The 22,189-nt window shown below is 47.3% G+C and carries 26 protein-coding genes; 10 read left to right on the top strand and 16 right to left on the bottom strand.

What is annotated here, in order from left to right:
• Nucleotides 1-24: 24 nt before the first annotated feature.
• From G535_RS0110255 to G535_RS13460, 7 genes are all read right to left on the bottom strand, one after another.
• The gene (locus G535_RS0110255) at nucleotides 25-609 is read right to left on the bottom strand and encodes a Swt1 family HEPN domain-containing protein (protein ID WP_026861978.1); all 585 of its coding nucleotides are present in this window, start codon (nucleotides 607-609) and stop codon (nucleotides 25-27) included.
• Nucleotides 610-612: 3 nt separating this feature from the next.
• Entirely contained in the window at nucleotides 613-1,251 is a 639-nt protein-coding gene (locus tag G535_RS0110250; protein WP_241970439.1) for a DUF5343 domain-containing protein, read from the bottom strand.
• A 548-nt stretch (nucleotides 1,252-1,799) separates the two neighbouring features.
• The gene (locus tag G535_RS13930) at nucleotides 1,800-2,423 is read right to left on the bottom strand and encodes a site-specific integrase (RefSeq protein ID WP_051207134.1); all 624 of its coding nucleotides are present in this window, start codon (nucleotides 2,421-2,423) and stop codon (nucleotides 1,800-1,802) included.
• A gap of 273 nt (nucleotides 2,424-2,696) precedes the next feature.
• Nucleotides 2,697-3,749: a hypothetical protein gene (locus G535_RS0110240; protein ID WP_026861976.1), complete on the bottom strand. Its 1,053-nt coding sequence runs from the start codon at nucleotides 3,747-3,749 to the stop codon at nucleotides 2,697-2,699.
• Between the two features lie 83 nt (nucleotides 3,750-3,832).
• Nucleotides 3,833-4,033, bottom strand: coding sequence for a helix-turn-helix transcriptional regulator (locus tag G535_RS0110235; RefSeq protein ID WP_026861975.1), 201 nt, complete (start codon nucleotides 4,031-4,033; stop codon nucleotides 3,833-3,835).
• Nucleotides 4,030-4,440: a hypothetical protein gene (locus tag G535_RS0110230; RefSeq protein WP_034728035.1), complete on the bottom strand. Its 411-nt coding sequence runs from the start codon at nucleotides 4,438-4,440 to the stop codon at nucleotides 4,030-4,032. Before G535_RS0110230 ends, G535_RS0110235 begins: the two co-directional genes overlap by 4 nt.
• A gap of 91 nt (nucleotides 4,441-4,531) precedes the next feature.
• The gene (locus G535_RS13460) at nucleotides 4,532-5,008 is read right to left on the bottom strand and encodes an energy transducer TonB (RefSeq protein ID WP_051207132.1); all 477 of its coding nucleotides are present in this window, start codon (nucleotides 5,006-5,008) and stop codon (nucleotides 4,532-4,534) included.
• A gap of 173 nt (nucleotides 5,009-5,181) precedes the next feature.
• Between G535_RS13460 and G535_RS0110220 the strand changes: the two genes are divergently transcribed.
• Nucleotides 5,182-5,922: an HNH endonuclease family protein gene (locus tag G535_RS0110220; RefSeq protein WP_034728033.1), complete on the top strand. Its 741-nt coding sequence runs from the start codon at nucleotides 5,182-5,184 to the stop codon at nucleotides 5,920-5,922.
• Nucleotides 5,923-5,985: 63 nt separating this feature from the next.
• On the opposite strand, the gene G535_RS0110215 is transcribed toward G535_RS0110220, so the two are convergent.
• On the bottom strand, nucleotides 5,986-7,302 hold the full coding sequence (locus G535_RS0110215; protein WP_026861972.1) for a DEAD/DEAH box helicase: 1,317 nt from the start codon (nucleotides 7,300-7,302) through the stop codon (nucleotides 5,986-5,988).
• A 205-nt stretch (nucleotides 7,303-7,507) separates the two neighbouring features.
• Between G535_RS0110215 and G535_RS0110210 the strand changes: the two genes are divergently transcribed.
• From G535_RS0110210 to G535_RS13455, 3 genes are all read left to right on the top strand, one after another.
• A complete protein-coding gene (locus G535_RS0110210; protein ID WP_026861971.1) occupies nucleotides 7,508-8,122 on the top strand; it encodes a hypothetical protein in 615 nt (204 codons plus the stop codon).
• Between the two features lie 70 nt (nucleotides 8,123-8,192).
• On the top strand, nucleotides 8,193-8,921 hold the full coding sequence (locus G535_RS0110205) for a hypothetical protein (RefSeq protein WP_034728031.1): 729 nt from the start codon (nucleotides 8,193-8,195) through the stop codon (nucleotides 8,919-8,921).
• A 29-nt stretch (nucleotides 8,922-8,950) separates the two neighbouring features.
• Nucleotides 8,951-9,691 carry a class I SAM-dependent methyltransferase gene (locus tag G535_RS13455; protein WP_051207130.1) on the top strand — a complete coding sequence of 247 codons (741 nt, stop codon included), beginning with the start codon at nucleotides 8,951-8,953 and terminating at the stop codon, nucleotides 9,689-9,691.
• A gap of 53 nt (nucleotides 9,692-9,744) precedes the next feature.
• On the opposite strand, the gene G535_RS0110195 is transcribed toward G535_RS13455, so the two are convergent.
• Entirely contained in the window at nucleotides 9,745-10,245 is a 501-nt protein-coding gene (locus tag G535_RS0110195; protein ID WP_026861969.1) for a lactoylglutathione lyase family protein, read from the bottom strand.
• Between the two features lie 112 nt (nucleotides 10,246-10,357).
• On the opposite strand from G535_RS0110195, the gene G535_RS0110190 reads away from it, so the two are divergent.
• Nucleotides 10,358-11,242 carry a LysR family transcriptional regulator gene (locus G535_RS0110190; RefSeq protein WP_026861968.1) on the top strand — a complete coding sequence of 295 codons (885 nt, stop codon included), beginning with the start codon at nucleotides 10,358-10,360 and terminating at the stop codon, nucleotides 11,240-11,242.
• Between the two features lie 24 nt (nucleotides 11,243-11,266).
• Here G535_RS0110190 and G535_RS0110185 read toward each other — a convergent pair whose 3' ends face one another.
• Nucleotides 11,267-13,939 carry a DUF2339 domain-containing protein gene (locus G535_RS0110185; RefSeq protein ID WP_026861967.1) on the bottom strand — a complete coding sequence of 891 codons (2,673 nt, stop codon included), beginning with the start codon at nucleotides 13,937-13,939 and terminating at the stop codon, nucleotides 11,267-11,269.
• A gap of 166 nt (nucleotides 13,940-14,105) precedes the next feature.
• On the opposite strand from G535_RS0110185, the gene G535_RS0110180 reads away from it, so the two are divergent.
• The 3 genes from G535_RS0110180 (at nucleotide 14,106) to G535_RS14105 (ending at nucleotide 15,556) form a co-directional block, all read left to right on the top strand.
• Complete coding sequence (locus G535_RS0110180) at nucleotides 14,106-14,489, top strand: septal ring lytic transglycosylase RlpA family protein (RefSeq protein WP_026861966.1); 384 nt, start codon at nucleotides 14,106-14,108, stop codon at nucleotides 14,487-14,489.
• A gap of 131 nt (nucleotides 14,490-14,620) precedes the next feature.
• On the top strand, nucleotides 14,621-15,040 hold the full coding sequence (locus G535_RS0110175) for a hypothetical protein (RefSeq protein ID WP_026861965.1): 420 nt from the start codon (nucleotides 14,621-14,623) through the stop codon (nucleotides 15,038-15,040).
• A 144-nt stretch (nucleotides 15,041-15,184) separates the two neighbouring features.
• The gene (locus G535_RS14105; protein WP_084616846.1) at nucleotides 15,185-15,556 is read left to right on the top strand and encodes a VOC family protein; all 372 of its coding nucleotides are present in this window, start codon (nucleotides 15,185-15,187) and stop codon (nucleotides 15,554-15,556) included.
• Here G535_RS14105 and G535_RS13450 read toward each other — a convergent pair.
• From G535_RS13450 to G535_RS0110160, 3 genes are all read right to left on the bottom strand, one after another.
• On the bottom strand, nucleotides 15,456-16,580 hold the full coding sequence (locus G535_RS13450; protein ID WP_084616845.1) for a bifunctional transcriptional activator/DNA repair enzyme AdaA: 1,125 nt from the start codon (nucleotides 16,578-16,580) through the stop codon (nucleotides 15,456-15,458). The two genes, G535_RS14105 and G535_RS13450, sit on opposite strands and share 101 nt — an antisense overlap.
• A gap of 178 nt (nucleotides 16,581-16,758) precedes the next feature.
• Entirely contained in the window at nucleotides 16,759-17,073 is a 315-nt protein-coding gene (locus G535_RS13445) for a DUF2845 domain-containing protein (protein ID WP_034728028.1), read from the bottom strand.
• 74 nt (nucleotides 17,074-17,147) lie between these two features.
• The gene (locus G535_RS0110160; RefSeq protein ID WP_026861963.1) at nucleotides 17,148-18,464 is read right to left on the bottom strand and encodes an APC family permease; all 1,317 of its coding nucleotides are present in this window, start codon (nucleotides 18,462-18,464) and stop codon (nucleotides 17,148-17,150) included.
• Between the two features lie 81 nt (nucleotides 18,465-18,545).
• Here G535_RS0110160 and G535_RS0110155 point away from each other — a divergent pair, with 81 nt between their 5' ends.
• Nucleotides 18,546-19,826, top strand: coding sequence for a retroviral-like aspartic protease family protein (locus tag G535_RS0110155; protein WP_034728025.1), 1,281 nt, complete (start codon nucleotides 18,546-18,548; stop codon nucleotides 19,824-19,826).
• Nucleotides 19,827-19,875: 49 nt separating this feature from the next.
• Here the strand turns inward: G535_RS0110155 and G535_RS0110150 are convergent, their stop codons facing one another.
• Nucleotides 19,876-20,481: a peroxiredoxin gene (locus G535_RS0110150; RefSeq protein ID WP_026861961.1), complete on the bottom strand. Its 606-nt coding sequence runs from the start codon at nucleotides 20,479-20,481 to the stop codon at nucleotides 19,876-19,878.
• 41 nt (nucleotides 20,482-20,522) lie between these two features.
• The gene (locus G535_RS0110145; protein ID WP_026861960.1) at nucleotides 20,523-20,861 is read right to left on the bottom strand and encodes a Grx4 family monothiol glutaredoxin; all 339 of its coding nucleotides are present in this window, start codon (nucleotides 20,859-20,861) and stop codon (nucleotides 20,523-20,525) included.
• Nucleotides 20,862-21,104: 243 nt separating this feature from the next.
• On the opposite strand from G535_RS0110145, the gene sodB reads away from it, so the two are divergent.
• Nucleotides 21,105-21,686 carry a superoxide dismutase [Fe] gene (sodB, locus tag G535_RS0110140; RefSeq protein ID WP_026861959.1) on the top strand — a complete coding sequence of 194 codons (582 nt, stop codon included), beginning with the start codon at nucleotides 21,105-21,107 and terminating at the stop codon, nucleotides 21,684-21,686.
• A gap of 65 nt (nucleotides 21,687-21,751) precedes the next feature.
• On the opposite strand, the gene G535_RS0110135 is transcribed toward sodB, so the two are convergent.
• Nucleotides 21,752-22,156, bottom strand: coding sequence for a hypothetical protein (locus tag G535_RS0110135; protein WP_034728022.1), 405 nt, complete (start codon nucleotides 22,154-22,156; stop codon nucleotides 21,752-21,754).
• Nucleotides 22,157-22,189: the final 33 nt, after the last annotated feature.

The raw sequence follows: 22,189 nt of genomic DNA, 5'->3' as shown, positions 1-22,189 counted from the left end.
TTTTGTTAGAAATAGGTATATTCATCAGCTAGTAATTCTAAACCAGTCTCTAAGTGCCAATTCAAGCCTAAGAACTTCATCCTCTGCCAATGGAGAACAATGTGCAATTGGATTTCTTAATGAGTTAAGAGCCGACATCACTTTCTCCATGGCTTTTAGATCGTTAAACACCACTCCACCAAACAAGCTCCAGTTAGCTTTTATTATCTCACCAAGTTCTCCAAATGTAGTGTAATCAATAGGATCTGAAGACCGCGGTGTTACCGCAGATTCCTTCTCTCTTTTAATGCTTTTTTTAACATTTATCTTTACGGTCTCGGGAACGAGATTTTCCCACCACTCTTGATCTTCCGTACCTTCAAATACATCTACAATTAGCTGTCGAATCGACTTTTCCAGGCAATAAAATACTTCGTAATGTTTCGCCATCCCATGAGCCTCTATCCGCAATGCGGCATCAAATTGGGGATAATAAGCATCTTCTATTTGGCTTGTTTTATCAGTTCCACGACCTAAATTTATCTGATACTTTTTCTCAATTAGGTCAAGATCAGCCTCTAAGAGCATATTGGTCATGGCGAAGCTTTTAATGGCTGCTGCACGGTTCACAAACTACTCCTGGATGAGATGTTGTTTAAGACTTTTAAAAATAGCATTAAACACTTCAATATCTGTAGTAGCAGGTAAGTTTAAGTTAATCGTATACGACAAATTAATTCCTTCACCACTACTATTGCTTGGCTGCTGGCTATGTATTTGCGGCAAAGTATATGCTGGCGTAGGAGTTGCAGCTTCTTCCAACGCCGCAATCTCCTCTTCTGAATCAGAGTCAAAATCCGCAATCTTCCTTAACGCTTGAAAGGTCGAAAGTGTCTTGCTGACAACTGTTGAGTTTTGCTCGGCACCTGTTGCTTCTACGATTAGCCCTTTAAGGGTCGTTTGGTTTGTTTCATATACATATTCATTCATCTCAAACAGCTCTTCGTATAACTCACGCATGGCAGCAGCGATTGCATTTCCTGATTTAGCTGGGTTTCGAAATTCTTTGTATCTCTCTGTTGGAGTGCCGTCGGTAGCTACAAATCCCATTTTTTTGATAAATGGAATGATAGACCTCGGAGTTCCACCCTTCATAAGGAGTTTCTCAGCCACAAAATCTTGTGAAAACTTTTCTGGAACTGAGGCTGTCTTGATTTTATCAAGCATCGTCATCAACGTTGCAGTACGTTGTGCGTATGGAAGATTTGCCACAATTTTTCTCCTTATTCTAGCAAAGCACTCATGATTTATAACATTTTATTACTAAGCACGCCCCATGTTTCCAACACACCGTGCCTGCACGATAACAAACAAAGCGTGCATACGTGTTAACGTTTGCGAATGTCATGTTAGGCTTCGTTATAGCGTCTTTTTGTTTATTAATGCGCACAAACAAGAAGCACGACGCAGTTAAAACCGAGCATGAATTTAGTATGGATTGGCAAAATATGAGAAAGGCTCGTCCGTGAGGATACTGCCTAAGCGGGTTCATTAATCGCCACTGCTTCGCTTGCCATAACTCCTTCGACGCGCGTTTTTTATACTTTGGTTAACTTACTGGATGGTTTTAGGAATGGCAAGCTCATAAGAAGATGCAGCAGTAGGCCAGATGCGGGTTAGTAGTTCCGTGTAAGGGATTGTTCGGCTGCTCGCAATTCATAGCTAAATTAGGTCGTTAGGGTCGAAGATGGTTGAATGCATAACGTCGTGCTCTGGGGCAAATTGGAGCGCAGCGTAGGTTTGCCCCTAGCAGCACTTTATTAAATGCTCTTTTGCTTTCGCATTGCATCTTTCAGCTGCTCTATTGTTGGTGGCTTATTTGACCGATGTAGCATGGCATGACAATTTGGACAAATTGGAACCAAGTCTTTCTCGGGGTTAACCTGATACGTATTGTCTATGGTGTGTAGCGGTATTAGGTGATGAACATGTATAAACCCGATACCTATCTCACCATAAATCTTTTCAAAATTCATGGTGCATACGAAACAATTTAAACCATGTATTTCAATCGCTTTATTTCGTGCTTTACGATCTCGTTCGTAGGAATTAACAGTTATTTGCTTTATAGCCCCTTCGACGAAATTTCCGGGATTTGAAATTTCCTCAGGGTAACGAAATTCCGATTGCTCTTGACCAAGAAAACGCAAATACGCTCTTAGTGCTGTGCCACAGTTGTTCTTATAACGCTCAGCTAAGTTTGTCTCTGAAAGGCGAGCTAGTATTTCTCTAACTTGACGATCAGAAGCTACCGTAGATCTGTTTAGATTGATATCAAGATGCCTTGAAACTGCTTCCAGGTATCGACCGTAGCTATACGCACTGTTATTTTGCAAGCCACCTTGGACCAAGAACTCTATATATTCGAATTCACTTTCGACCATGGCTCTGATTCCGATGGTTATTTAACGCTGAATTTATGAATCGCCACTAATTCACTAAGCTTTCACTAGCTTCGTTTGGGAGGTTCGCTTCGTATACATAACACAGTACTTAAAAGGTAAGGTACGTCACACCATTAATTTATTCCACCGTCCGCTGTTCGCGCAAAGCAGACATTTAATATCTAAGACCGTCTTCAAATAACCAGTACACTCAGCTCCTCGACCGGAGCATTGCGCCCAAGAATGAACGCCAATGTATGCGCACTTATAGCCTTAATTACAAACTCTAAATGTGTAGGAGGAAAGCCCTCCTTGCTCAAAGGTGTAGGTTCCGCAGCCACTGGTGGTAGGGAAAGACCAACCTGAACCCGATAAAGCTGGTACGCCGTCGCCCACAGAGCCAGCGGCGTCACTGGTACTAGGAGTTAAAACTTGGTTATTTACCGCATCTTCGAATGCCTGCTTTACACACGCATTATCAATTGACAGGGAGCCAACGCCGTCGCCACCTCGCAAATTTTTTAATTGATAGCCAGCAACTCGTGACTCTTCCAAAAGAGTAAAGCGCATCACCGGAAGCAGTTCCGCATCAAAGGCAAGAATGTCGACGTAGTAAGCTAAGAAGTCTTTCCTCCAACTAGATCGCTCTGACTCGTCAAAAGTAACGATGTAAACTGGAGTTGTTATGTCGCCATCTACTGCAGTAGAACTACTTAGTCCGCCGAAACTTAAGGTATAGCTGTTGTTAATTTTAACCGGATTAAAATTCAGCTGATTATTTGTACTGAGAAGCTGTTTTCCAATAGCAATTGAAGCTTCAGTTTTAATGGCATCCAAAGTGTTGGGATCTGTAAGTACTTTCAATGCCGTATTTTCTGGGCAAATGCCACCAGAGCCTGACGAAGTATTCGCACTCACTGTGCTCATATGCGCCTTGTTTAAGAGTTGATTGAAGTCGGTCGACGCTTCTTCTATCGCGCTGTTTGAATCTTTGACAAACTCCATCAATAAGCTGAAAGATTCTTCGCGGGTGGCCGAGAGCGGAATTCTCTCAACGTGAACCTCCCATGGATAACTGCGCTCGTGAAATACCTTGTATTGATACGCCTGTCCTGAACCATAATCAACAAAGGTAACGACCTTGCTTTCAGACTGGCACACCCTATCGGCGCCAGGTTTTTCTGAGCACTGTAAACTGTTCGCTTGTGATTTTGCGAAAGATTCTGCCGCTGACTCAGTACTGCAATCCTGACAAACTATTGCCGTTTCAGAAAAAGCAGCACTGGAAAAGAACAACGTAAACAGAGCAATGAACTTGGTTTGCATAACTTCCCTTTAAACCTTTGAACAACTGAAGGTGGTCAAGCCAACTATCATCTCGAATCATGCTGCGGATGCAGCAACAAGCGTTATGCACCTTCTTCGTCGTCGAAGATGTCCTCAATGCGTAATTGAAACACCCGAGCGGCTTTAAAGGCCAAAGGTAAACTCGGATCGAATTTACCTGTTTCAATCGCATTGATGGTTTGGCGACTCACGTCTAAGGCTAAGGCAAGGTCAGCTTGCGTCCAGTTGCGCTCTGCACGTAAGACTTTTAAACGATTCTTCATTGGTACTTCCTAAATCCAATGAAAATACTCACCATGTAACTGATCCCCATCACAAAAAGGATATTGGCTGGATTCGGTGTCTCGCTTAATAATCTTACCGCTTCCAGTAAACCGTATAGGGCACCAAACACCATACTCACGCCCAATGAAATCGCCATCGCATTGAAATGAATCCGCCGCTGCAACTCATCACAACCGTCCAAATGACGCTTGTTGGCTAGGATCATTTTGTAGCCGAAAAACAGATTTACTGCGATTGCGATAAGCGTATAGGTTTCCGCAAAATCCCACAAAAACTTAGGGCCGAATGCGACCAGCGCCAATGACAAAACCCAGCCCGAGGTCCAAATAAAAAGGCTGCGGGTGGTACGCTTATTGCGCTCTGCTAACGTTGTTTCTGTACTCATCATACTCTCCTCACACAAAGTAAAGCTTACTTGACTTTGTGTAAGGTTAGTTTGTCACCGGTTTCATGTCAAGCACACTTGACATAAACAACTACGCTTTAGTAACGACACCCACCGAGGCAACAACATCGCTACCACTGCACTGGGTCTTAGCGACTAATCTCGGCATTGCGCAACGGCCGCTGCCATCGTCTATGCAATACTCAAATCGGGTCTGCAGCTTGATTGGGGTCTCCAATGTCCCCACCGGCAAGCTTTGCCAATCCCACTTTGGAATGACTTTTTCGGCCGCAGCGCCAAAGTCATAATGGCTCGCGCTGACCACTTTAATCTCGGAAATTTGGTGATCTTGCGAAACCACGTATTCAACCGTGGCACAGCCTTCTCCGAAGACCTTTGCTTGTTGCCGTGGATAACGTGGCGGAAAACGATTTAACGCCGCCAGTGGCGAATTCTCGGCGGTCGCGTTGGTCACCTGCACATCAATTGGAGGCTGTACTCTGTCCTTATTGGTTGCGCCACAACCAACGAGAAAGATGCCCATTGAAATAGCCACTAACAGTTTCATAAACCTTCCTTGTACGAATTGAACGTCCGAACAGGACTGACGTTAAGAAATAAAAACACAACCAAACATAACAAATGTTTTATCAATGTTAAACCTCTAACATTGCAAAGGTACTTTTAACATGCGAAATGTCTTACACTGTCGCCATCAAATATCTCAGCTAAAAAGAAGACATGCGCAGTATCAATCCTTCAGCGAAAACGCTTCGTTCCTTGCTCGTCATCTCAGCATTTACCTTGCTCCCCTCTGTTGCATTGCTGTTTTCGAGCACAACCTTGGCCGAGACCGTGAAAATGACGGCCAGCAACATCTGTCACGACAGTTCGAGCTCCTATTACGCTCGGACGAAAAATTTTACCCCTTACCCGTCGCTTAAAGCATGCCTCGCCGCGGGCGGGAAACTACCGAAAGGACAGCAGCACAGCGACACTTCGTCAGCCAGTGACTATTCAAGAAATGCTTTTACGCATTGGGTGGATGATGACGGCGACTGTTTAAATACCCGTCATGAATTGCTCCAAAAGCTATCGACGGGGACGATTACCCTGTCAGACGACGGTTGCCGTGTGCTTCGTGGACGCTGGAACGACCCGTACTCAGGTGACATTCTCTACGACAGCACAAACATCGACGTTGATCACTTGGTACCGCTAGCTTGGGCGTGGGAGCACGGTGCACAAGCCTGGACAGCGCAACAGCGCCGCCAGTTTGCCAATGACGAACGTAACTTGTTTGCGGTCACTGCCTCACTCAACCGCAGTAAAGGTGCACAAGGCCCTGAATCATGGCTGCCACCCAACACGCAGTTCCATTGCCAATACGTTACGCGGTATCTAAGGGTAATGCTTGTCTATCCGTTTGAAGCGAGCGCGCGCGACAGTATCCGGGCGCTGCAGCAGCGTATTTGTAACTAACTAAATAGGTTACAAACAAAAAAGGGACGCTAACCTAGCGTCCCTTTTCTTTGGATAAGACTGTTACTGCGGCTTTCGCCCAGCCGGCTTCGGCTTGCTCCGGCGTTTCTGCCCACCCGCAGGCTTATGCCCCTCACCAGACTTCTGACCGCCGCGCTTCGCGCCTGCGGCAGGCTTGTTGTCACCACCACGACTTTTGCGTGGCTGACGCGCTGGCTTCTTCGGAACTGGGGTGCGCCCGTTCAGTTCAACTTCAGGAAAGCCTTCAAGCTGACACCGCTCAATAGGTTGACCGATCAACTTCTCAATCGCTTTCAACAACTTAAACTCTTCGTCCATCACCAAAGAAATGGCATGCCCGACTTGTCCTGCACGACCGGTTCGGCCAATACGGTGAACATAATCTTCCGCGACTTGCGGTAGATCGTAGTTGATCACGTAAGGAAGCTTCTCTATATCAATCCCACGCGCGGCAATATCTGTTGCCACCAGCACTTGCACCTGGCCCGATTTAAAGTCTGCTAACGCTTTGGTACGCGCACCTTGGCTTTTGTTGCCGTGAATGGCTGCAGCTAAAAAGCCATCGCCATCCAGCTGTTTCACCAAACGATTCGCGCCATGCTTGGTTTTCGAGAACACAATCACTTGCGGCAAATTCAAGTTGCGTAGCAATTGCATCAACATGCGCGGCTTGTCGTTCTTGTTGGCCGCGTAAAGGGTCTGCTCAATACGCTCTGCCGTGGTATTTGGCGGTGCGACCGAGATCTCAACCGGGTTATTAACCAAGGTTTTGGCAAGGCTACGGATCTCATCTGAGAAGGTCGCCGAGAACATCAAGGTTTGTCGCTTAGCTGGCAATAACTTAATGATTTTGCGGATGTCATGGATAAAGCCCATATCGAGCATGCGATCGGCTTCATCCAGCACTAACATTTCTAGGTTCGGGAAACGCACGGCATTTTGCTGATACAAGTCCAACAAACGCCCTGGCGTTGCCACTAAAATATCCACGCCTTTGCGCAGCTTCATCATCTGCGGATTGATTTTTACGCCACCAAACACCACCGCGTAGTTCATTGGTAAGCCTGAGCCGTAGGTCATGACGCTGTCACCCACCTGCGCTGCCAGCTCACGTGTCGGTGTCAAAATAAGCACACGTGCGGTATTGGATTTCGCCCGCTCGCCATCTTTGAGCATTTCTAAAATCGGCAAGGTAAAGCCCGCAGTTTTACCTGTGCCTGTTTGTGCTGCGGCCATCACGTCATTGCCCGCCAGTACGGCAGGAATTGCTTGGGCTTGAATAGGAGTAGGTTCGGTATACCCTTGGCGGGTCAAAGCGGCGAGAATGTCAGGACAAAGTCCGAGTTCAGCAAAAGTCATGTAGTAATAAGCAACTCTTTAAGAATAAGGACGCCCATTCTACCTTATTGCAGCGCTCACCGCAGTTTATTTCATAACACTAGAACTTCGACGACTTCAGTAGCGGATAAAACTAGGTATTAAAACGCTTTTCAGGTCTAGCTAGAAACCAACCCTCTAAAGAGTTACATTAAAAAAACAATATACACACAAAGAGAGAGTGATCATGAAGCGTTCGCTGTTAACTCTAACTGTTTCACTAGCATTAATTTCTTGTGCTTCTGTTGATTACACAAAAATAGATAATAGAATTCCGGCAAATGTGATTCTCACTCAAGGTGATCACAAAAACATCAAATACATAGATAGCATCAACTATCGACACAACATAGAGTATTCACCTTCCTTAAGTGCTAAATGCTTGATTCTGCATGTTGATAATCACGGTATAACGTTAAAAGATTCCTCCAACACTTTTGTTGGTCCTTACACTGGACGTTTGTATTCAATAGATTCATCTACAGATATTCAGGGAGATAGCGTATTACTTTTTAATGATGAACATGCCACAATTGGTCAAGGGTTAGTAAAGGGTAGCTTTGTTTTTGGCATCGCCACAATTGAAAAAATATACCGATTCAAACTTATCCTCGAGCCAATCGACGGGCAAACAGTTCTAAGCTATAGCAATATTCAAGCAGCACAAGTTGATACTGGTTATTCCCCCAATAGCGGTTTCGTAAAAGTCGGAGCGTGGCCGGAAGCCCAGCCGATGTTACTTGTCAACCTCATTAATGCAAAAACGGAAGCTTTGAAGAAATGCTTGAGCAGCTCGGAATAAGAGTATCGATAATTAATATTCAGGCACATATAAAATCAAAATTCGGCCCCCTAAAAGCATAAGGAACAACATGAGTCGTGCACCAACCAAAGATTTCAAAAAATGGGCGCTCGGTTTCGGCGGTGCCGATGGAGGTGATCTCGGTTTCTCCCACCGCCCCTCTCGTTGGGTGTGTGGTATCGAATGGGGGGGCGGACACACCGTTGCTGACTTAAGAGAGGCTCTTCGCTCTGATGTCACGCATCCACCTAAAGGCTACTGTAATACTGAATATAATCTCAAGTTTCATTACAACAGACAAAAAATGAAGCTTTTTAGTGCAATAAACGGTGGTATCGTCCATGATTTTAGGTCGTTTGCCACCAATGAAAAGCCGTTTACTTCCGGAGCTACAGGCTACTTTAAAACAAATCTTTATCCAATCAGCTTTCGCAATACGAGTGCTTCACTTTGGAAAAACGAATTTGGTGTTCTCACGGGCTTTGATACTAAAAGAGACTACGCACAATGGTGTGAGGAAAATAGATTTAACATGCTGCGGCAGCTCTCACAAAAGCATCGACCGGAGCTAATTGTTTGTGCCGGGAAAACATACGTAGATAAATTTAAAAAAGCTTTCTGTGAACCTGAGGATAACTTTACCGCCGAAGAAATCGAACAACGTACTCTTTATTGGTTACGTAACAAAGATGGAACTTTGGTCATAGTTATTCCATTTATGTCTGGACGCTGGGGACTCGTTCGCAATATCGCAATACAAGCTTTTGGTGAACGTATTGGAGAGCTTCTAGCTAACTAACTCACCTAAAACAAAATGGTAGAAGTAACATGAACGAACACGACCAATACATGCAAGATTTTTTTGAAATATTCGGTGCTGTTGAGCGCTGGGGACCTGGTAGTGAAGCCGACACCTTGCACGCGTTAGGTTTGTTACCCACACCACCGCAACACTTATTGGAACTTGGCTGTGGCAAAGGCGTCGCTACCCTCACTTTGGCGCGTGCCACACAAGCGCAGATCACCGCCGTTGATAATGAACCCTCAGCGCTTGCCAAGCTTACTGAGAGTGTGCAACAACACGACCTTGCCAAACGCATTCTCGCGCTAGACATGGATATGCAGGCGCTAAACTTGGCCGATGCCTCATTCGACACCCTTTGGTGCGAAGCATCTATTTATGTGATGGGGGTGACCCAAGCACTGACGGCGTGGCGACGCTTGCTCAAACCTGAAGGCTATCTCGTGTTCAACGATTTGGTTTGGCTTACCGATGAGCCTAGCCAAGCAGCGGTGGCATTTTGGCAACAGAATTACCCCGACATGGCGCCCTTGGCAACCCGCCTCGCGCAAGTTGAGCAAGCAGGCTATCAAGTCATAGCTACCTTTCCTCTTAGTGAGCAAGGTTGGCACGATTATTACGCGCCGTTAAAAGCACGCAGCGCAGAACTTGCGGCCACCCGTCCAAGTTCACAGGCGGTCAAAGACATTGCAAAAGAAATCACAATCTACGAACGCCACTTAGGTGAATTCGGCTACCAGTTCTTCATCCTGCGTCGCAAAGATTAACTGTTTTCAAAGATAAAAATGAAGCCGCGTGAGCGCGGCTTCATTGGGCTCTCTTAATAAGCGCCAGCGCTGTAAATCAGCTCATAGCTGTGGCTGTAAATCTCTAAGATATTGCCGAACGGGTCTTCCATATAAATCATTCGATACGGCTTTTCGCCGGGATAGTAATAACGCGGTTTTTCCATCCGCTTTTTCCCGCCTGCGGCAACAATACGCTCGGCAAGTTCTTCCACGTTGGGATCTTGCACACAAAAATGGAAAATGCCGGTTTTCCAATATTCAAAATTATTGTCTGGGTTCTCTTGCTGCTCGAACTGGAACAATTCAACGCCAATCCGATCGCCAGTGGCTAAATGAGCAATACGAAACCGTTGCCAACCCGCGCCAAACACATCAGTGCACATTTCTCCAATGGCGCTATCGTCTTCAACAATTTCGGTCGGCTCCATGATCAAGTACCACCCTAACACTTGGGTGTAAAACGCAACGGCTTGTTCTAAATCGGGTACTGAAATACCGATATGGGAAAAATTACGTGGGTAAACAGCTGACATAGCAAATTCCTCTTACTGAACGAATGTGCGCTAGCCTAACCGCCACCTTTGATTATTAAAAATAATGATTTATTATTTAATCAATCATTATTTATAATAAACGAGCTTCAAGATGATCAACACGCTTTGGTTACGGACCTTTTGTACACTGGCGGAAATTAAACACTTTACTCGTACCGCGGAAGCGTTACACATGACTCAATCAGGAGTCAGCCAGCATATTCAGAAGCTAGAGGAGCAACTCGAAACACAGCTGTTACAACGGGAGCGCCCAAAATTTACCCTGACTGAAGCCGGGCAGCGCTTGTACCACGAGGGCCAGCGCATCCTTACATCTCTGAGTAATTTAAATTACCTTGTCACTGATGATCCAAGTGATGCTGGCTGCATCCGCATGCTGTCACCGGGCAGCGTAGGTTTACGACTCTATCCGCAACTACTCGCGCTACAACAGCAGTATCCGAAGCTTCATTTAGACTACCGCTTTGCGCCGAACAGCGCTATCGAACAAGCCTTGACTGATGCGCATGCAGAGCTGGCCCTGATGTCGGCCAAACCCCGTCTTGCTGAGATTCATTATGAAGCAATTGCCAGCGAAGCGCTGTTGCTTGTGACGCCGGCCGCAATCACAACGCCAACTTGGCAGACGCTGCTCGACTTAGGCTTTATTGATCACCCCGATGGGCAACATTACGCGGATGCGCTACTCAGCGCGAACTATCCAGAGTTTCAGCACAGCGCGCAATTTAGAAAAAATGGCTTTTCCAATCAAATTGCCTTACTGCTTCAACCGGTGAGCATGGGATTGGGCTTTACTGTTCTACCGGCCTATGCTGTCAGCGCTTTTTCAGAACCTTGCCGTATTCGCGCGCACCATCTTGCGAATCCGATCGAGCAACAACTCTACCTTTGCTCACACCAACAAAAAGTACTCCCCAATCGCTATCACACCGTCATTACCCGCATCAAACAGGCACTGTACGACACTAGCCCCTAGAAGAACTAACATAACAACTCATACTTAAGGTGCAGTCTGCGGCGACTGAGTTTTCGGCTGGATGCGTTGGAACAACCAGCCGATACCAACAAGGCACAAGCCTAAACCGATAAAGGATAAGGCACGCAGCAGCCCTTCAAGGTTGGCCATATCAATACCAAAGGCTTTCAAAATGACCAGCGCCAGCCCAATGAAACCGGCATTAAGTAGCGGTTTATGGGCCCAGCGTTGGCCAAGGAATATGGTCACGGTTGACAGCACCAGCCAGACGATGGAGTAGGTATAAAGTTCGGCTTGTGCCATAGGACTCGACCAAAGTAACGCTCCTTCGTTAAACAGGTTGCGAATTTGGGCGTTCACAAACAAGAAACCAAAGAGTGCTATCACTGCATAAATAAAGCGATGCATGGTCACGGCGAGCAACTTCAAGCGGATCAACGCGTACAGCACCACGCACGGTAACAACCACTGAATGATGGTCCAATTCAATAGCCCCGCCCCTACCTCTTGCGAAGTAAGAAATGGGTTTCGGAACAGACTCACATCAAGCTGCAATACGCCCGCGCCGATGAACAGCAACACGCCGGCAATTTCGTACAACTTGCGTAGCGATTGGGTCAAACGCATCCGCCACAGATACACTCCGGCTAGAATCAGCCAGTTGAGCGATAGCAACACGCTTTCGTGATACGACAAGTGATCAAAATGCGGATAGTCACCGGTCAGTAAATAACTGGTTTCAGTGGTCACCAGTAGCGCCACCACATGGATCATAACGCCGGTAAACCAAGCCTGCAGCGACTGCGACGGATTATGTTTAATGGCAAACCAAAGCATCGCCAGTACCAGTGGATACACTACCAGCGTCCAATGCACGCCAAGCAGCAGCTCGTCGGCATAGCTCGGCAACCAAGGCGCAAAGGTTAGGCGCGTGACCACCAGCAACAGCGCCACTTTGTAAATCCAATCGGGAATGCGCACCTCATAGGTGCGGCTAAGGTAGCTCATCGACGCAACTTGCGCAGCAAGCGCCAAAGTTAAAACGCTCTCTGACAGTAACATGGTCAAACAGAGCGTGACCATGGCATTACTCAGCACCAAATAAGCAACTTGGCGCTGGTTCAACCTGGTTTTTATGGCGGCATAGGCAGCGATTGCGGCAATGATAAGCACCTCGAACGCCCATAATGGGTACAAGAATTGTGCCGCCGCTGACGCTGATGTGGCATAGCTCACACCGTACAAACTCAATGGCGTAACGACTAACAGCAGCAAATAAGCAGGACGGTCTTGAAAGCGCTTAAGCATCAACACGCTAAAGCCCATCATTACCACAACAGCGACTTGTACTAACAAATACTTCCCTTCAAACGGGAACAGAATGTCGTTGTAGTCGAATGACCGCCGCATGAGGTGGATCACAAACAGCACAAAGGCCAACACTAAAAATGGCCAGCTATCAAAGGCGCTATGGCGATACGCCACGGCCATCGCTACTGCGGCCAACACAAGACAGGTATAGGCTACACGCATTTCGCCGGCGGTAATGACCAAAGCAAGCGCGACCAAGAGTAAGGTCAGAACTACCACAACTTGCTCTTTACGTGGCATCAGGAGTTGTTTTAGCGGTAAGGCTGAGGTCATTTGTTGGTTGAGTTTCCAACCCAGCACGCCAGCAAACACGTACAAGTAGAGTGTCACTAGCGCGAACAGCAAAATGCTCAAGAAATAGTCTTCGTTACCGAATGCAACCGCCGCCATGAACCATAAAAAATGACCACTAAAACTCAGCCACCAGAGCCATTTTTGTTTTACATAGTCCGCAACCCAAATAGCCGAAAGCGACACAAAGCCCACGTATAACAGCAGTGCCATTACATTGGTAGAGTTGGTCTCTGCAAGGACGGGTACCAGATAGGCACCGATAATACCTATGCCCGCCAAGACAGGTCCAAAACGCAGCGCCAAAGAGATTGCCGACAAGGCAATCACCGCCAATACGAAGAACGCTACGTGTACGTCAATAAACTGATAATAGTCAAAAGCGACGAGGGTCATGGCGAAACAGGTGACGATCCCGCCACTGGCAAGCGCAGCAGAAATATAGGGCGTTTGCACGTTGAGCTTAGCTTTAAAGCGGTGCACGACTTCTGCCCCAGCGACTAAAGCCACACCGAATAAGGCGCCTAAAGTGACGCGTATCACAGGTGACAACAACCCTGCCTCGATGGCGTAATTCGCTAACAAGATGCCACCAATAGCTAGCACTAGTGCGCCAAGCCAGAACAGTCCATTACCTTTTAACAAGCGCTCAAAATTGAAGGTGAAACGGTCGGTATTTGCCGGCGTTGCGGGTTGCTTGGCCTGCAATTGTGTCCAAGGATCATTCGACGCGGATGGCGCAGTTTTTTCCGTTGCTGGGCTCGCAATTATTGCATCTTGAGGCGTTTCGGGTTGCAGATCGGGCTGCTGTACCTGCGGATCATCCTCCTTCTTGTCTGCTGCGCCGTCCAACTGATGGATCAGCTTTTCTAGCTGACCACGCTGCCGATGAAACGCCACCTCCAAACGATTGAATTTCTCCATCAGCTCGCGCAAACGCCGGCGGTCCTTCAACGCAACAATAACGCCCCAGAGTAAAAATACATTCAACAAAAATAAGATGGCTTCCATACCTTGGGCCCTATTCCAAATCACTAATACCGCCGTAAGTGGTTAGTGTGCGTTAAAAAGAAACGCCCCGCAAGGTAATCAAAATGTTAACTGAAAAACCTAAGTAAATACTGAGCAAGTACTGTCGCGTTACAAACATTGCTTCGCTAGACTCTTTCGATTTAGGGCAATCGGCGAGATTTAAGCAAACATGATAAAAAACCTTTTTGGCCTGACCTTGGCACTGCTCGTACTCAGTGGTTGCTCGAGTCTGCCATCGGATAACCCGAGCGAACTTGTCGGTTACAAACAGTCCGGCAAGGCGTCCTTCTACGCCATGAAGTATCAATCACGCACCACCGCCAATGGTGAACGTTTTGACCAAGGAAAACTTACTGCCGCTCACCGTGAACTGCCCTTCGGCACGAAAGTAAAAGTCACGAACCCTGAAAACGGTAAAAGTGTCGTGGTGCGCATTAATGACCGTGGCCCCTTCATCCGTGGGCGTATCATTGATCTCTCGCGCACCGGTTTCAGCGCCATTGGTAACCTCAATGACGGCGTCATTCCCGTCACAATTGAAGTTGTCAATTAAGGTTAACTTTATGTAACATAAGCCTCATTATTTAACTCTTAAAATGACGGCTTATGATTTACATCGAACTTTTTTTATCGCGGCCTGTGTGATCTTGACCGTTGTTGGATATCGCAAACGACTCTAACGTCATGAACTCTACAACCTTCACTAAGCTCATGCGGCACTATCAATTTCAAAGTGCCGCGGAAATTGTTCTGAGCGCAGACCGCTTCCAGTTTATCGACACACAACCATTGTCAGGTTGTGGTTTTGTTTACCTCTGGGTGGAAGTTGGTAGCGATGATTTCACCATTGTCTATGTTGGCAAAGCAGGCAATACGCTCAAACAACGTTATCGCGAACATCGCAATGGCTTGCATGGTGGCAGTGGCTCCGGGCGTAAAAATGCCGCCTTATTTAAAGCCGGAATGGCAAACGGCAAACGTTATTTCGTTTATGCCCGTAAATCGCCAGAAGTCATACTGCACGACCAATGTGTTCCATCTGAAGTGCTTGAGGAGCTCGCCTTCATGCAAAAATTTAAAGGCGCGCTCTGGAACCGTACGTAGTTGATCAGCCCTTCACGATACCACGACATTTAGGGTACGCAGTACATCCCCAAAACTGTTGCCCTGCCTTATTGCCGCGCTTTGTTGAGTTAGTGTAGGAAGTCAACTAACCTGAGTTTAGGTTTATCAACCGTTGAGAACGCCATGCCAAACCACGAAAAACTAAATTATGTCGAGTTTTCCGCCTATGACTTAGCAGCGACCAAAGCCTTTTTTACGGCTGTCTTCGATTGGCAGTTTGTGGATTATGGAGAGGACTACACCGCCTTTGCAAATCAAGGGCTTGATGGTGGCTTTTATCGCGGTGAACAGTGCAGCCAAACGGCGACCGGTGGCGCGCTTTTAGTGTTTTATAGCGCCGATATTGACGCTACATATCACAAGATAGAGGCACATGGCGGTAAAATCACGCAGCCTATTTTTGAGTTTCCGGGAGGCTGTCGCTTCCATTTTCTGGAACCAAGCGGAAATGAGTTTGCTGTTTGGTCTGAAGCACGCGCTGCTCATGCTCAATAAGCCAACGCTTGCGCTCTAAACCGCCACCATACCCGGTTAGCTGACCATTTTTACCAATCACGCGGTGGCATGGGATGATAATCGCGACGCGATTCATTCCATTGGCACCCGCCACCGCGCGCACAGCTTTAGGGTTACCCAAGGCTTCAGCTTGCTGTTGATAGCTTCGTAATTCAGCAAAAGGGATCTCCTGCAACACCTGCCATACCCGTTGTTGAAACGCTGTACCAGGCGTATCAAGCGGCACTTCAAAATCTGTGCGCTGACCCGCAAAATACTCCGCAAGCTCGCGCTTGGCTTGCGTAATCCAACGGTTCTCAGCCACAATAATCGGCGCTTGTAGACGGCGTTGGAGATCTTCAAATTCAGTTTCCAGCATGCGCCGGTCGACAAACTCCAACAAGCATAGCCCCTCATCCGTTGCAGCAAGAAACATGGGGCCGAGCGGCGTTGTGATTCGGCTCAGGCGGATCACTTGCGTCGACGAATGTTGCTGTGGCGTTTTACCAAGGCACTTTTTATAGGTATAGGCAAAACCACTTAGCGAGTCATAGCCATTATCTAATGCGGTATCTGTCATCGTTTTACCATGTTGTAGTTCTTCAAAGGCAGTATTGATACGTAGCATGCGCTGGTAGGCTTGAAAGGTCATGCCATAGTTCGCGTTAAACCATCGGCGAATTTTTTCGGGTGCTATGCCCTGTTCGCGTAAGAAAGTATCCGATACTTTGGCTTTGGGGGTTTGCCGCACCAACGCTAACGCCTGTAATACTTCCGTGGGCGGTTCATGTGCATGTTCTGTCGGACGACAGACTTTACAAGGCCGATAGCCTGCAGCAAGCACATCTCTCACCTCAGTAAAAAATTCAATATTTTCGAACTTAGGTTTACGCGCACGACAGGTCGCAATGCAAAACACCGAGGTGGTTTTGACACCGACAAAAAAACTACCCACATAGCTTACATCGCGCTCGAGGAGCGCTTGGTAGAAACGTTGTTGTACTGCAATATCGGTGATCCGCATAGCTACCTCTTAGTGCATGACGCAAACAATCTTCACTGATGTCCTAAGCGTACGCAAAACCCAAGCGATGCAGCAACCGAAAATTGAACAAGTATTTTGGGAGTTATCCATTATGTTTCCATTTTTATTACTAAGGGAAACTAGGACAACCCAAAAAAATAGTGCTTCCTATCTATAGTTAGCGAACCTGCTTCGATTTAATATCGACAACTTTATCGCCAGAAAAATACACAGTCACGTAGTACTTACCACCAATATCACCACGCGTGACATACGACCATGTTTCAGAGCTACGACCACCACGTCTATACCCCGTGTTCACGCCGACCGATTCGGTATTCCGCATATCTGGCCGACCGATTTTATCCATCACTTCTATTTTGCTCATACCGCAACGAACAAGATCACCACCTTTCACCCGAAATGAACATCCATATGCTGCCGACGACAGCATCAAAGCGCTCAATGCAACGACCCACACACTTGTTTTCATTACTGCAACCCATGTTAATAAAATGTATCAATTGCGTGTAGGATAACGCTTATGACCCGAGTGCACAATGCACTTTAACGCGGTTGTCGCTTGGCATAACCAAAAGCTCCGAGGGTAAGCGCAAGGTATAACCCTAGAATAAAGAGGAGCTGCTCGGGTTGATGCTTCCACTCATAGTAAAGAATCAGTAGCGTTCCAACGAGCAGCCCCGCCACCGCCAACAACGTCAACGCAAGCGAGGACTGCGTTTGTTTATGAATCCGCAAATTAGCGTAGGCCATCAATAGCGACACCAATAAAAAGGTCACACTACCAAACTCTAAAATCACCTCTAAGCTACCTAATAAAATCAAACCAAACGCTGCCAAAGTCATCGCGATGATGGCGTAAATGGGAGTATGTTCGACCCGTTGCGCCAATAGCTTCGGAAGATAGCCATCGGCCGCGATCACCGCCATTTGTCGCGAGGCTCCGAACACGGTGCCACTGATCGCGCTGCTCGTTGCTAATAAAGCTCCGGCAATCACCAACTCCGACCCCCAATGTCCCAAAACGTTGCCGGCGCCGGCTGCAAGCGCGTATTCTTTGTTCGCAATGATGTCGGCAAATGGAATTGCAACTATCGCGCCAATCGCAATCACCACATAAATAAGCACTGCAAGAAAAATAGCCGAGTACACCGCTTTAGGAATGTTGGTCTCAGGCGTTGCCATTTCATTCACGGCATTGATCACCAACTGAAACCCTTCATACGCCACAAAAGTGAGCGAGGCGACCATTAGCACGGTAAATAAACTTACATTTTGCTGCTCATGCAATAATGTTGGCAGCGTGGTTGAACTGTTATTGATCAGCACGAAGGAAATCACTACCAGAATCACCAACTTGGTATACACCATCAGGTCTTCCAGTTTGCCCATACCCTTAACGCTCCAAATATTGATTAGCATAAAGAGCAAAAGTATTCCCCCTGCAACCAGCTTGCGCATCCAGTCACTATCGGCCAACGCAAAACCACTAAGTGCATAGGACGCAAAGGTATAGGCGTACAGCGCCATGGTGCTGATGTAGCCAAAAATCACCCACCAACCAATCAGCGAGGCGGCAAACGGCGACCTAGGAAAGGTTCGTTTAAAAAAGGAATAGGTTGCGCCCTCATCTTTATAATAAACCCCGAGCTTGATGTACGAGTAAGCCGCTAATGCTGCAAGTAGACCGCCAAAGATAATCACTAGCGGGGTGTATGCCCCTACCAGCGCCACTGAGATGCCGAGGATAGTGAAGATACCGCCGCCGACCATGCCGCCAAGCGCGATTGCAATTAACTCGGGTACGCCTAAGCTTTTGCCACGCGGTCGATGTGCTGCGGGAAAGTGTTTTCGGAAGTGCATCGCTTGACCCTTTTCTGCCGTGAGCTACCTTTTTATATGATGTATCATAGTGGCATTCAACTCTTTGGAGGGATTCACAGCATGACACGGACCTCTTTGTTCACCTGCGCCTTGCTTAGTTTAGGCCTACTCACGCTACCTGGCTGTCAAAGCACTTCTGCACCCCAAAGCTCTAACGTCGCCCCAACGCAAGTTGAGTTGGCGCCACTGCCTCCGCTTGCCGAGGCCATTTGGGCGCCACAGCAAAACGCGGTCAGTGTGCCGTTCACCTTACTCAACAACCACATCTTGTTGGATGTTACGGTCAATGGTGGTGCCCCTTTAACCTTTTTGCTCGACTCCGGCGCCAGTACCTCTTTTATTGCCGAGACCATTAACACCCAGTGGATGCCATTGACATCCGGTGATCCGGTCCACCTTTCAGGGGTCGGTGATGGCGCCAAAGCTTTGGCCTACTGGTTACCTAATACCCGCTTAGGCATTGGTGATTTGCAGCTGAATGAGGTTACTGCCATTTACTTACCGCTTACCGCACAACCCTTTGCTTCGCGAGCAACCAGTTATTTTGACGGCATTCTCGGAGCCGATGCGTTTAACTGCTGTTTGGTGGAAATCGACTATGATGCAATGCAACTCACCTTTCATCAGAACACTGCGGACCAGCGTCAGCATTTCAGCAACGGCAACTGGCAACAGCTTCCGTTAGATGTCGTACGCAATGCGCCCTATCTGACCACCACAGTGACCACCACAGCTGGCAACAAACCAGCACGCCTGTTACTCGATACAGGTTCAAATGCCACCATGAGTCTGCATGGGTCGCAATACCCGCGGCCAAGCGCCAGCTACCAACGCTCGATCACCGGCGTCAATGGCGATAGCCAACGCGCCCTGGGACTTTTACCACAAGTGCAACTCGGTGAGACGACGTTACAGCAGGTTCCGACCTACTATGCCAGTCACGGCAAAGCCGCAGCACCAAATGTCGATGGTAGTCTTGGCAACCAAGTGCTACGAAAATTCAATCAAGTCTATGACTTCAGTGGCGGCAACCTCTGGTTGCAGCCGAATCAGAACGCTACGCATCCACTCCGGGCCGACCGTTCTGGCATTCAATTATTGCCACACCCGCGCGGTGCTTATGTGCTGAATATCGATCCAGCCACTCAGGCTCAAGGCTTTAGTCTGCGCCGTGGCGATGTATTGACGCGCATCAATGGCAAGCACATCAAACCTAGCAACTTTGATAGCCTTCGCGCATTGTTCCGTTCCGAGCAGCACGAGCGACTGCAAATCTGTTGGCAACGCGCCCACGCCCGCCATTGTGCCGACTTAAAGCTCGAACCTAAGCTGACGCCATAAACAAAAAAAGCCGCTCAATGAGCGGCTTTTTGCTAACTTTGACGGCAGCTTACAGCTTGTCAGAGTTCTTAGAAAGGTAATCAGCAACGCCTTTCGCGTCAGCTTTCATACCTTCGTCACCTTCTTTCCAGCCCGCAGGACATACGTCGCCGTGCTCTTGGTGGAAATTCAATGCGTCAACCAAACGAATCATTTCGTCGATGTTACGACCTAATGGTAAGTCGTTCACGATCTGGTGACGTACAGTGCCTTCTTCGTCGATCAAGAATGATGCACGGAACGCAACGCCAGCTTCTGGGTGCTCAACGTCGTAAGACTTACAAATGGTGTGCTTCACGTCAGCAACCAATGGATATTTCACTTCACCGATACCGCCGTCTTTAACGTCGGTGTTACGCCATGCGTTGTGCGTGAATTGTGAGTCGATAGAAACACCAATCACTTCTACGCCGCGCTTTTGGAACTCAGCCAAGCGGTGATCGAAAGCGATCAACTCAGATGGGCACACGAAAGTGAAGTCGAGCGGATAGAAGAAAACAACCGCTTTCTTACCTTTGATATGCGCGTGCAAGTTAAAATCTTCAACAATCTCGCCAGAACCTAATACTGCTGCTGCAGTGAAATTAGGAGCTTTACGGCCTACTAATACACCCATGTTAACTCTCCATTCATTGTGTTTAGAGTGAAAGAAAAAACTTAGTCTTCTGAAGGTTCAGGATGACGCTCTGCCACTTCGTTAATTAATTCTTGCAGTTCGCCCTTTTGGAACATCTCGATAATGATGTCACAACCACCAATCAACTCACCTTCAACCCACAATTGCGGGAAGGTCGGCCAATCAGCGTAGTTTGGCAATTCTGCACGAATATCAGGATTCTGTAGAATATCAACGTACGCAAAAGCTTGGCCACAGCTCATTAAGGCTTGAGCAGCTTGCGCAGAGAAACCACAACTCGGTAGCTTCGGTGAACCTTTCATGTACAACAGAACCGGGTTATCGCTGATCTGTTGTTTGATTTTGTCTACAGTTTCCATGCTGTTATCCTCACATCGACATAAGCGTTAATGGCCGTGGAGTTTAACACATCCGCGAACGCAAATGCAGTACACTAGACCACCAAAACACTTTGCGCTTGGTAATAAAAATAGTTGCCGATTACCCTTGAAATCAGCATTTCTGTCTCAACTTTAAGATATTGAGTCTGCAAGAATCGTTTTCAATGGTAAAATGACAACGATTTCAAAAAATTCACCCATAACGAGGAATGGAGAGTCGAAATGGCATTTGAACTACCAGCATTACCTTATGAAAAGAATGCACTAGAGCCACACATTTCTGCTGAAACAATTGAGTATCACTATGGCAAGCACCACGCGACCTACGTGACCAAATTGAATGATGCTGTGAAAGGCACCGATATGGAAAACAAATCGCTTGAAGAGATCATCAAAACCTCTTCTGGCGGTGTCTTTAACAACGCTGCGCAAGTATGGAACCACACGTTCTACTGGCACTGCTTGAGCCCAAATGGTGGCGGTGAACCTACCGGCGCTTTGGCTGATGCAATCAACGCTGCGTTCGGTTCTTTCGATAAATTCAAAGAAGAATTTAACGCGCAAGCAGCTGGCAACTTCGGTTCTGGCTGGACTTGGTTAGTGAAAAAAGCTGACGGTTCAGTTGCAATCGTGAACACCAGCAACGCTGAAACCCCATTAACTGACGAATCAGTAACGCCAATCTTGACCGTTGACGTTTGGGAGCACGCGTACTACATCGATTACCGCAATGCTCGTCCTAACTACTTGGGCGCATTCTGGAACTTGGTGAACTGGGACTTCGTAGCGAAAAACTTCGCTTAAGTTTGCAGTAAACAACAAAAAGCCGACGCATGCGTCGGCTTTTTTGTGTCTGGTAAACACACAGACTAGAAGTACAAGGTCTCGACCACTTGACCTTCAATCTTCATTTCACACTTGTCGCCAGTGCTCTTTTTCGCTGACTGAATCACGCCAGCTACTGCGCCAAATACGCCACCTTGGTTGCCCAATACTGAACCGAAATAACAATGGCTTGAAATATCCGTTTCTTGATACTTGGCATTCAAGTTTTGCGTCGGCGTGTATGGAGGGAATTTACCCTTCATGATCGCGTCGCCATTTACGGTCAATTGCAATTCATTGCGTTTCTTATCGTACTGACCACCAAAAACGAAGGTTTTACCTTCATGCACAATGGTTTTCTCTTGTGCTTGAATCGGTGGTGTTGAACCACAACCAGCTAATACTGAAGACGCGACAACGACCGCCGCAACTGATGCTTTTTTTAACATAACGTCTATTTCCATATATGTACTTAGGGGGAA

The organism is Pseudidiomarina sediminum DSM 21906 (assembly GCF_000423165.1).
Classification (GTDB): domain Bacteria; phylum Pseudomonadota; class Gammaproteobacteria; order Enterobacterales; family Alteromonadaceae; genus Pseudidiomarina; species Pseudidiomarina sediminum.
The sequence above is the reverse complement of the archived record's forward strand: the minus strand, read 5'-3'. Positions and strand labels throughout refer to the sequence as shown.

Excerpts from the sequence above, each read along its gene's own strand:
- G535_RS13460 (WP_051207132.1), bottom strand. The coding sequence starts at position 5,008 with ATGAAACTGTTAGTGGCTATTTCAATGGGCATCTTTCTCGTTGGTTGT.
- G535_RS13450 (WP_084616845.1), bottom strand. The coding sequence starts at position 16,580 with ATGCGGATCACCGATATTGCAGTACAACAACGTTTCTACCAAGCGCTC.
- G535_RS0110175 (WP_026861965.1), top strand. The coding sequence starts at position 14,621 with ATGAACTCTACAACCTTCACTAAGCTCATGCGGCACTATCAATTTCAA.
- G535_RS0110215 (WP_026861972.1), bottom strand. The coding sequence starts at position 7,302 with ATGACTTTTGCTGAACTCGGACTTTGTCCTGACATTCTCGCCGCTTTG.
- sodB (WP_026861959.1), top strand. The coding sequence starts at position 21,105 with ATGGCATTTGAACTACCAGCATTACCTTATGAAAAGAATGCACTAGAG.
- G535_RS0110235 (WP_026861975.1), bottom strand. The coding sequence starts at position 4,033 with ATGAAGAATCGTTTAAAAGTCTTACGTGCAGAGCGCAACTGGACGCAA.
- G535_RS0110180 (WP_026861966.1), top strand. The coding sequence starts at position 14,106 with ATGATAAAAAACCTTTTTGGCCTGACCTTGGCACTGCTCGTACTCAGT.
- G535_RS0110155 (WP_034728025.1), top strand. The coding sequence starts at position 18,546 with ATGACACGGACCTCTTTGTTCACCTGCGCCTTGCTTAGTTTAGGCCTA.
- G535_RS0110190 (WP_026861968.1), top strand. The coding sequence starts at position 10,358 with ATGATCAACACGCTTTGGTTACGGACCTTTTGTACACTGGCGGAAATT.
- G535_RS0110160 (WP_026861963.1), bottom strand. The coding sequence starts at position 18,464 with ATGCACTTCCGAAAACACTTTCCCGCAGCACATCGACCGCGTGGCAAA.
- G535_RS14105 (WP_084616846.1), top strand. The coding sequence starts at position 15,185 with ATGCCAAACCACGAAAAACTAAATTATGTCGAGTTTTCCGCCTATGAC.
- G535_RS13930 (WP_051207134.1), bottom strand. The coding sequence starts at position 2,423 with ATGGTCGAAAGTGAATTCGAATATATAGAGTTCTTGGTCCAAGGTGGC.
- G535_RS0110230 (WP_034728035.1), bottom strand. The coding sequence starts at position 4,440 with ATGAGTACAGAAACAACGTTAGCAGAGCGCAATAAGCGTACCACCCGC.
- G535_RS0110220 (WP_034728033.1), top strand. The coding sequence starts at position 5,182 with ATGCGCAGTATCAATCCTTCAGCGAAAACGCTTCGTTCCTTGCTCGTC.
- G535_RS0110145 (WP_026861960.1), bottom strand. The coding sequence starts at position 20,861 with ATGGAAACTGTAGACAAAATCAAACAACAGATCAGCGATAACCCGGTT.
- G535_RS0110240 (WP_026861976.1), bottom strand. The coding sequence starts at position 3,749 with ATGCAAACCAAGTTCATTGCTCTGTTTACGTTGTTCTTTTCCAGTGCT.
- G535_RS0110205 (WP_034728031.1), top strand. The coding sequence starts at position 8,193 with ATGAGTCGTGCACCAACCAAAGATTTCAAAAAATGGGCGCTCGGTTTC.
- G535_RS13445 (WP_034728028.1), bottom strand. The coding sequence starts at position 17,073 with ATGAAAACAAGTGTGTGGGTCGTTGCATTGAGCGCTTTGATGCTGTCG.
- G535_RS0110150 (WP_026861961.1), bottom strand. The coding sequence starts at position 20,481 with ATGGGTGTATTAGTAGGCCGTAAAGCTCCTAATTTCACTGCAGCAGCA.
- G535_RS13455 (WP_051207130.1), top strand. The coding sequence starts at position 8,951 with ATGAACGAACACGACCAATACATGCAAGATTTTTTTGAAATATTCGGT.
- G535_RS0110195 (WP_026861969.1), bottom strand. The coding sequence starts at position 10,245 with ATGTCAGCTGTTTACCCACGTAATTTTTCCCATATCGGTATTTCAGTA.
- G535_RS0110210 (WP_026861971.1), top strand. The coding sequence starts at position 7,508 with ATGAAGCGTTCGCTGTTAACTCTAACTGTTTCACTAGCATTAATTTCT.
- G535_RS0110135 (WP_034728022.1), bottom strand. The coding sequence starts at position 22,156 with ATGTTAAAAAAAGCATCAGTTGCGGCGGTCGTTGTCGCGTCTTCAGTA.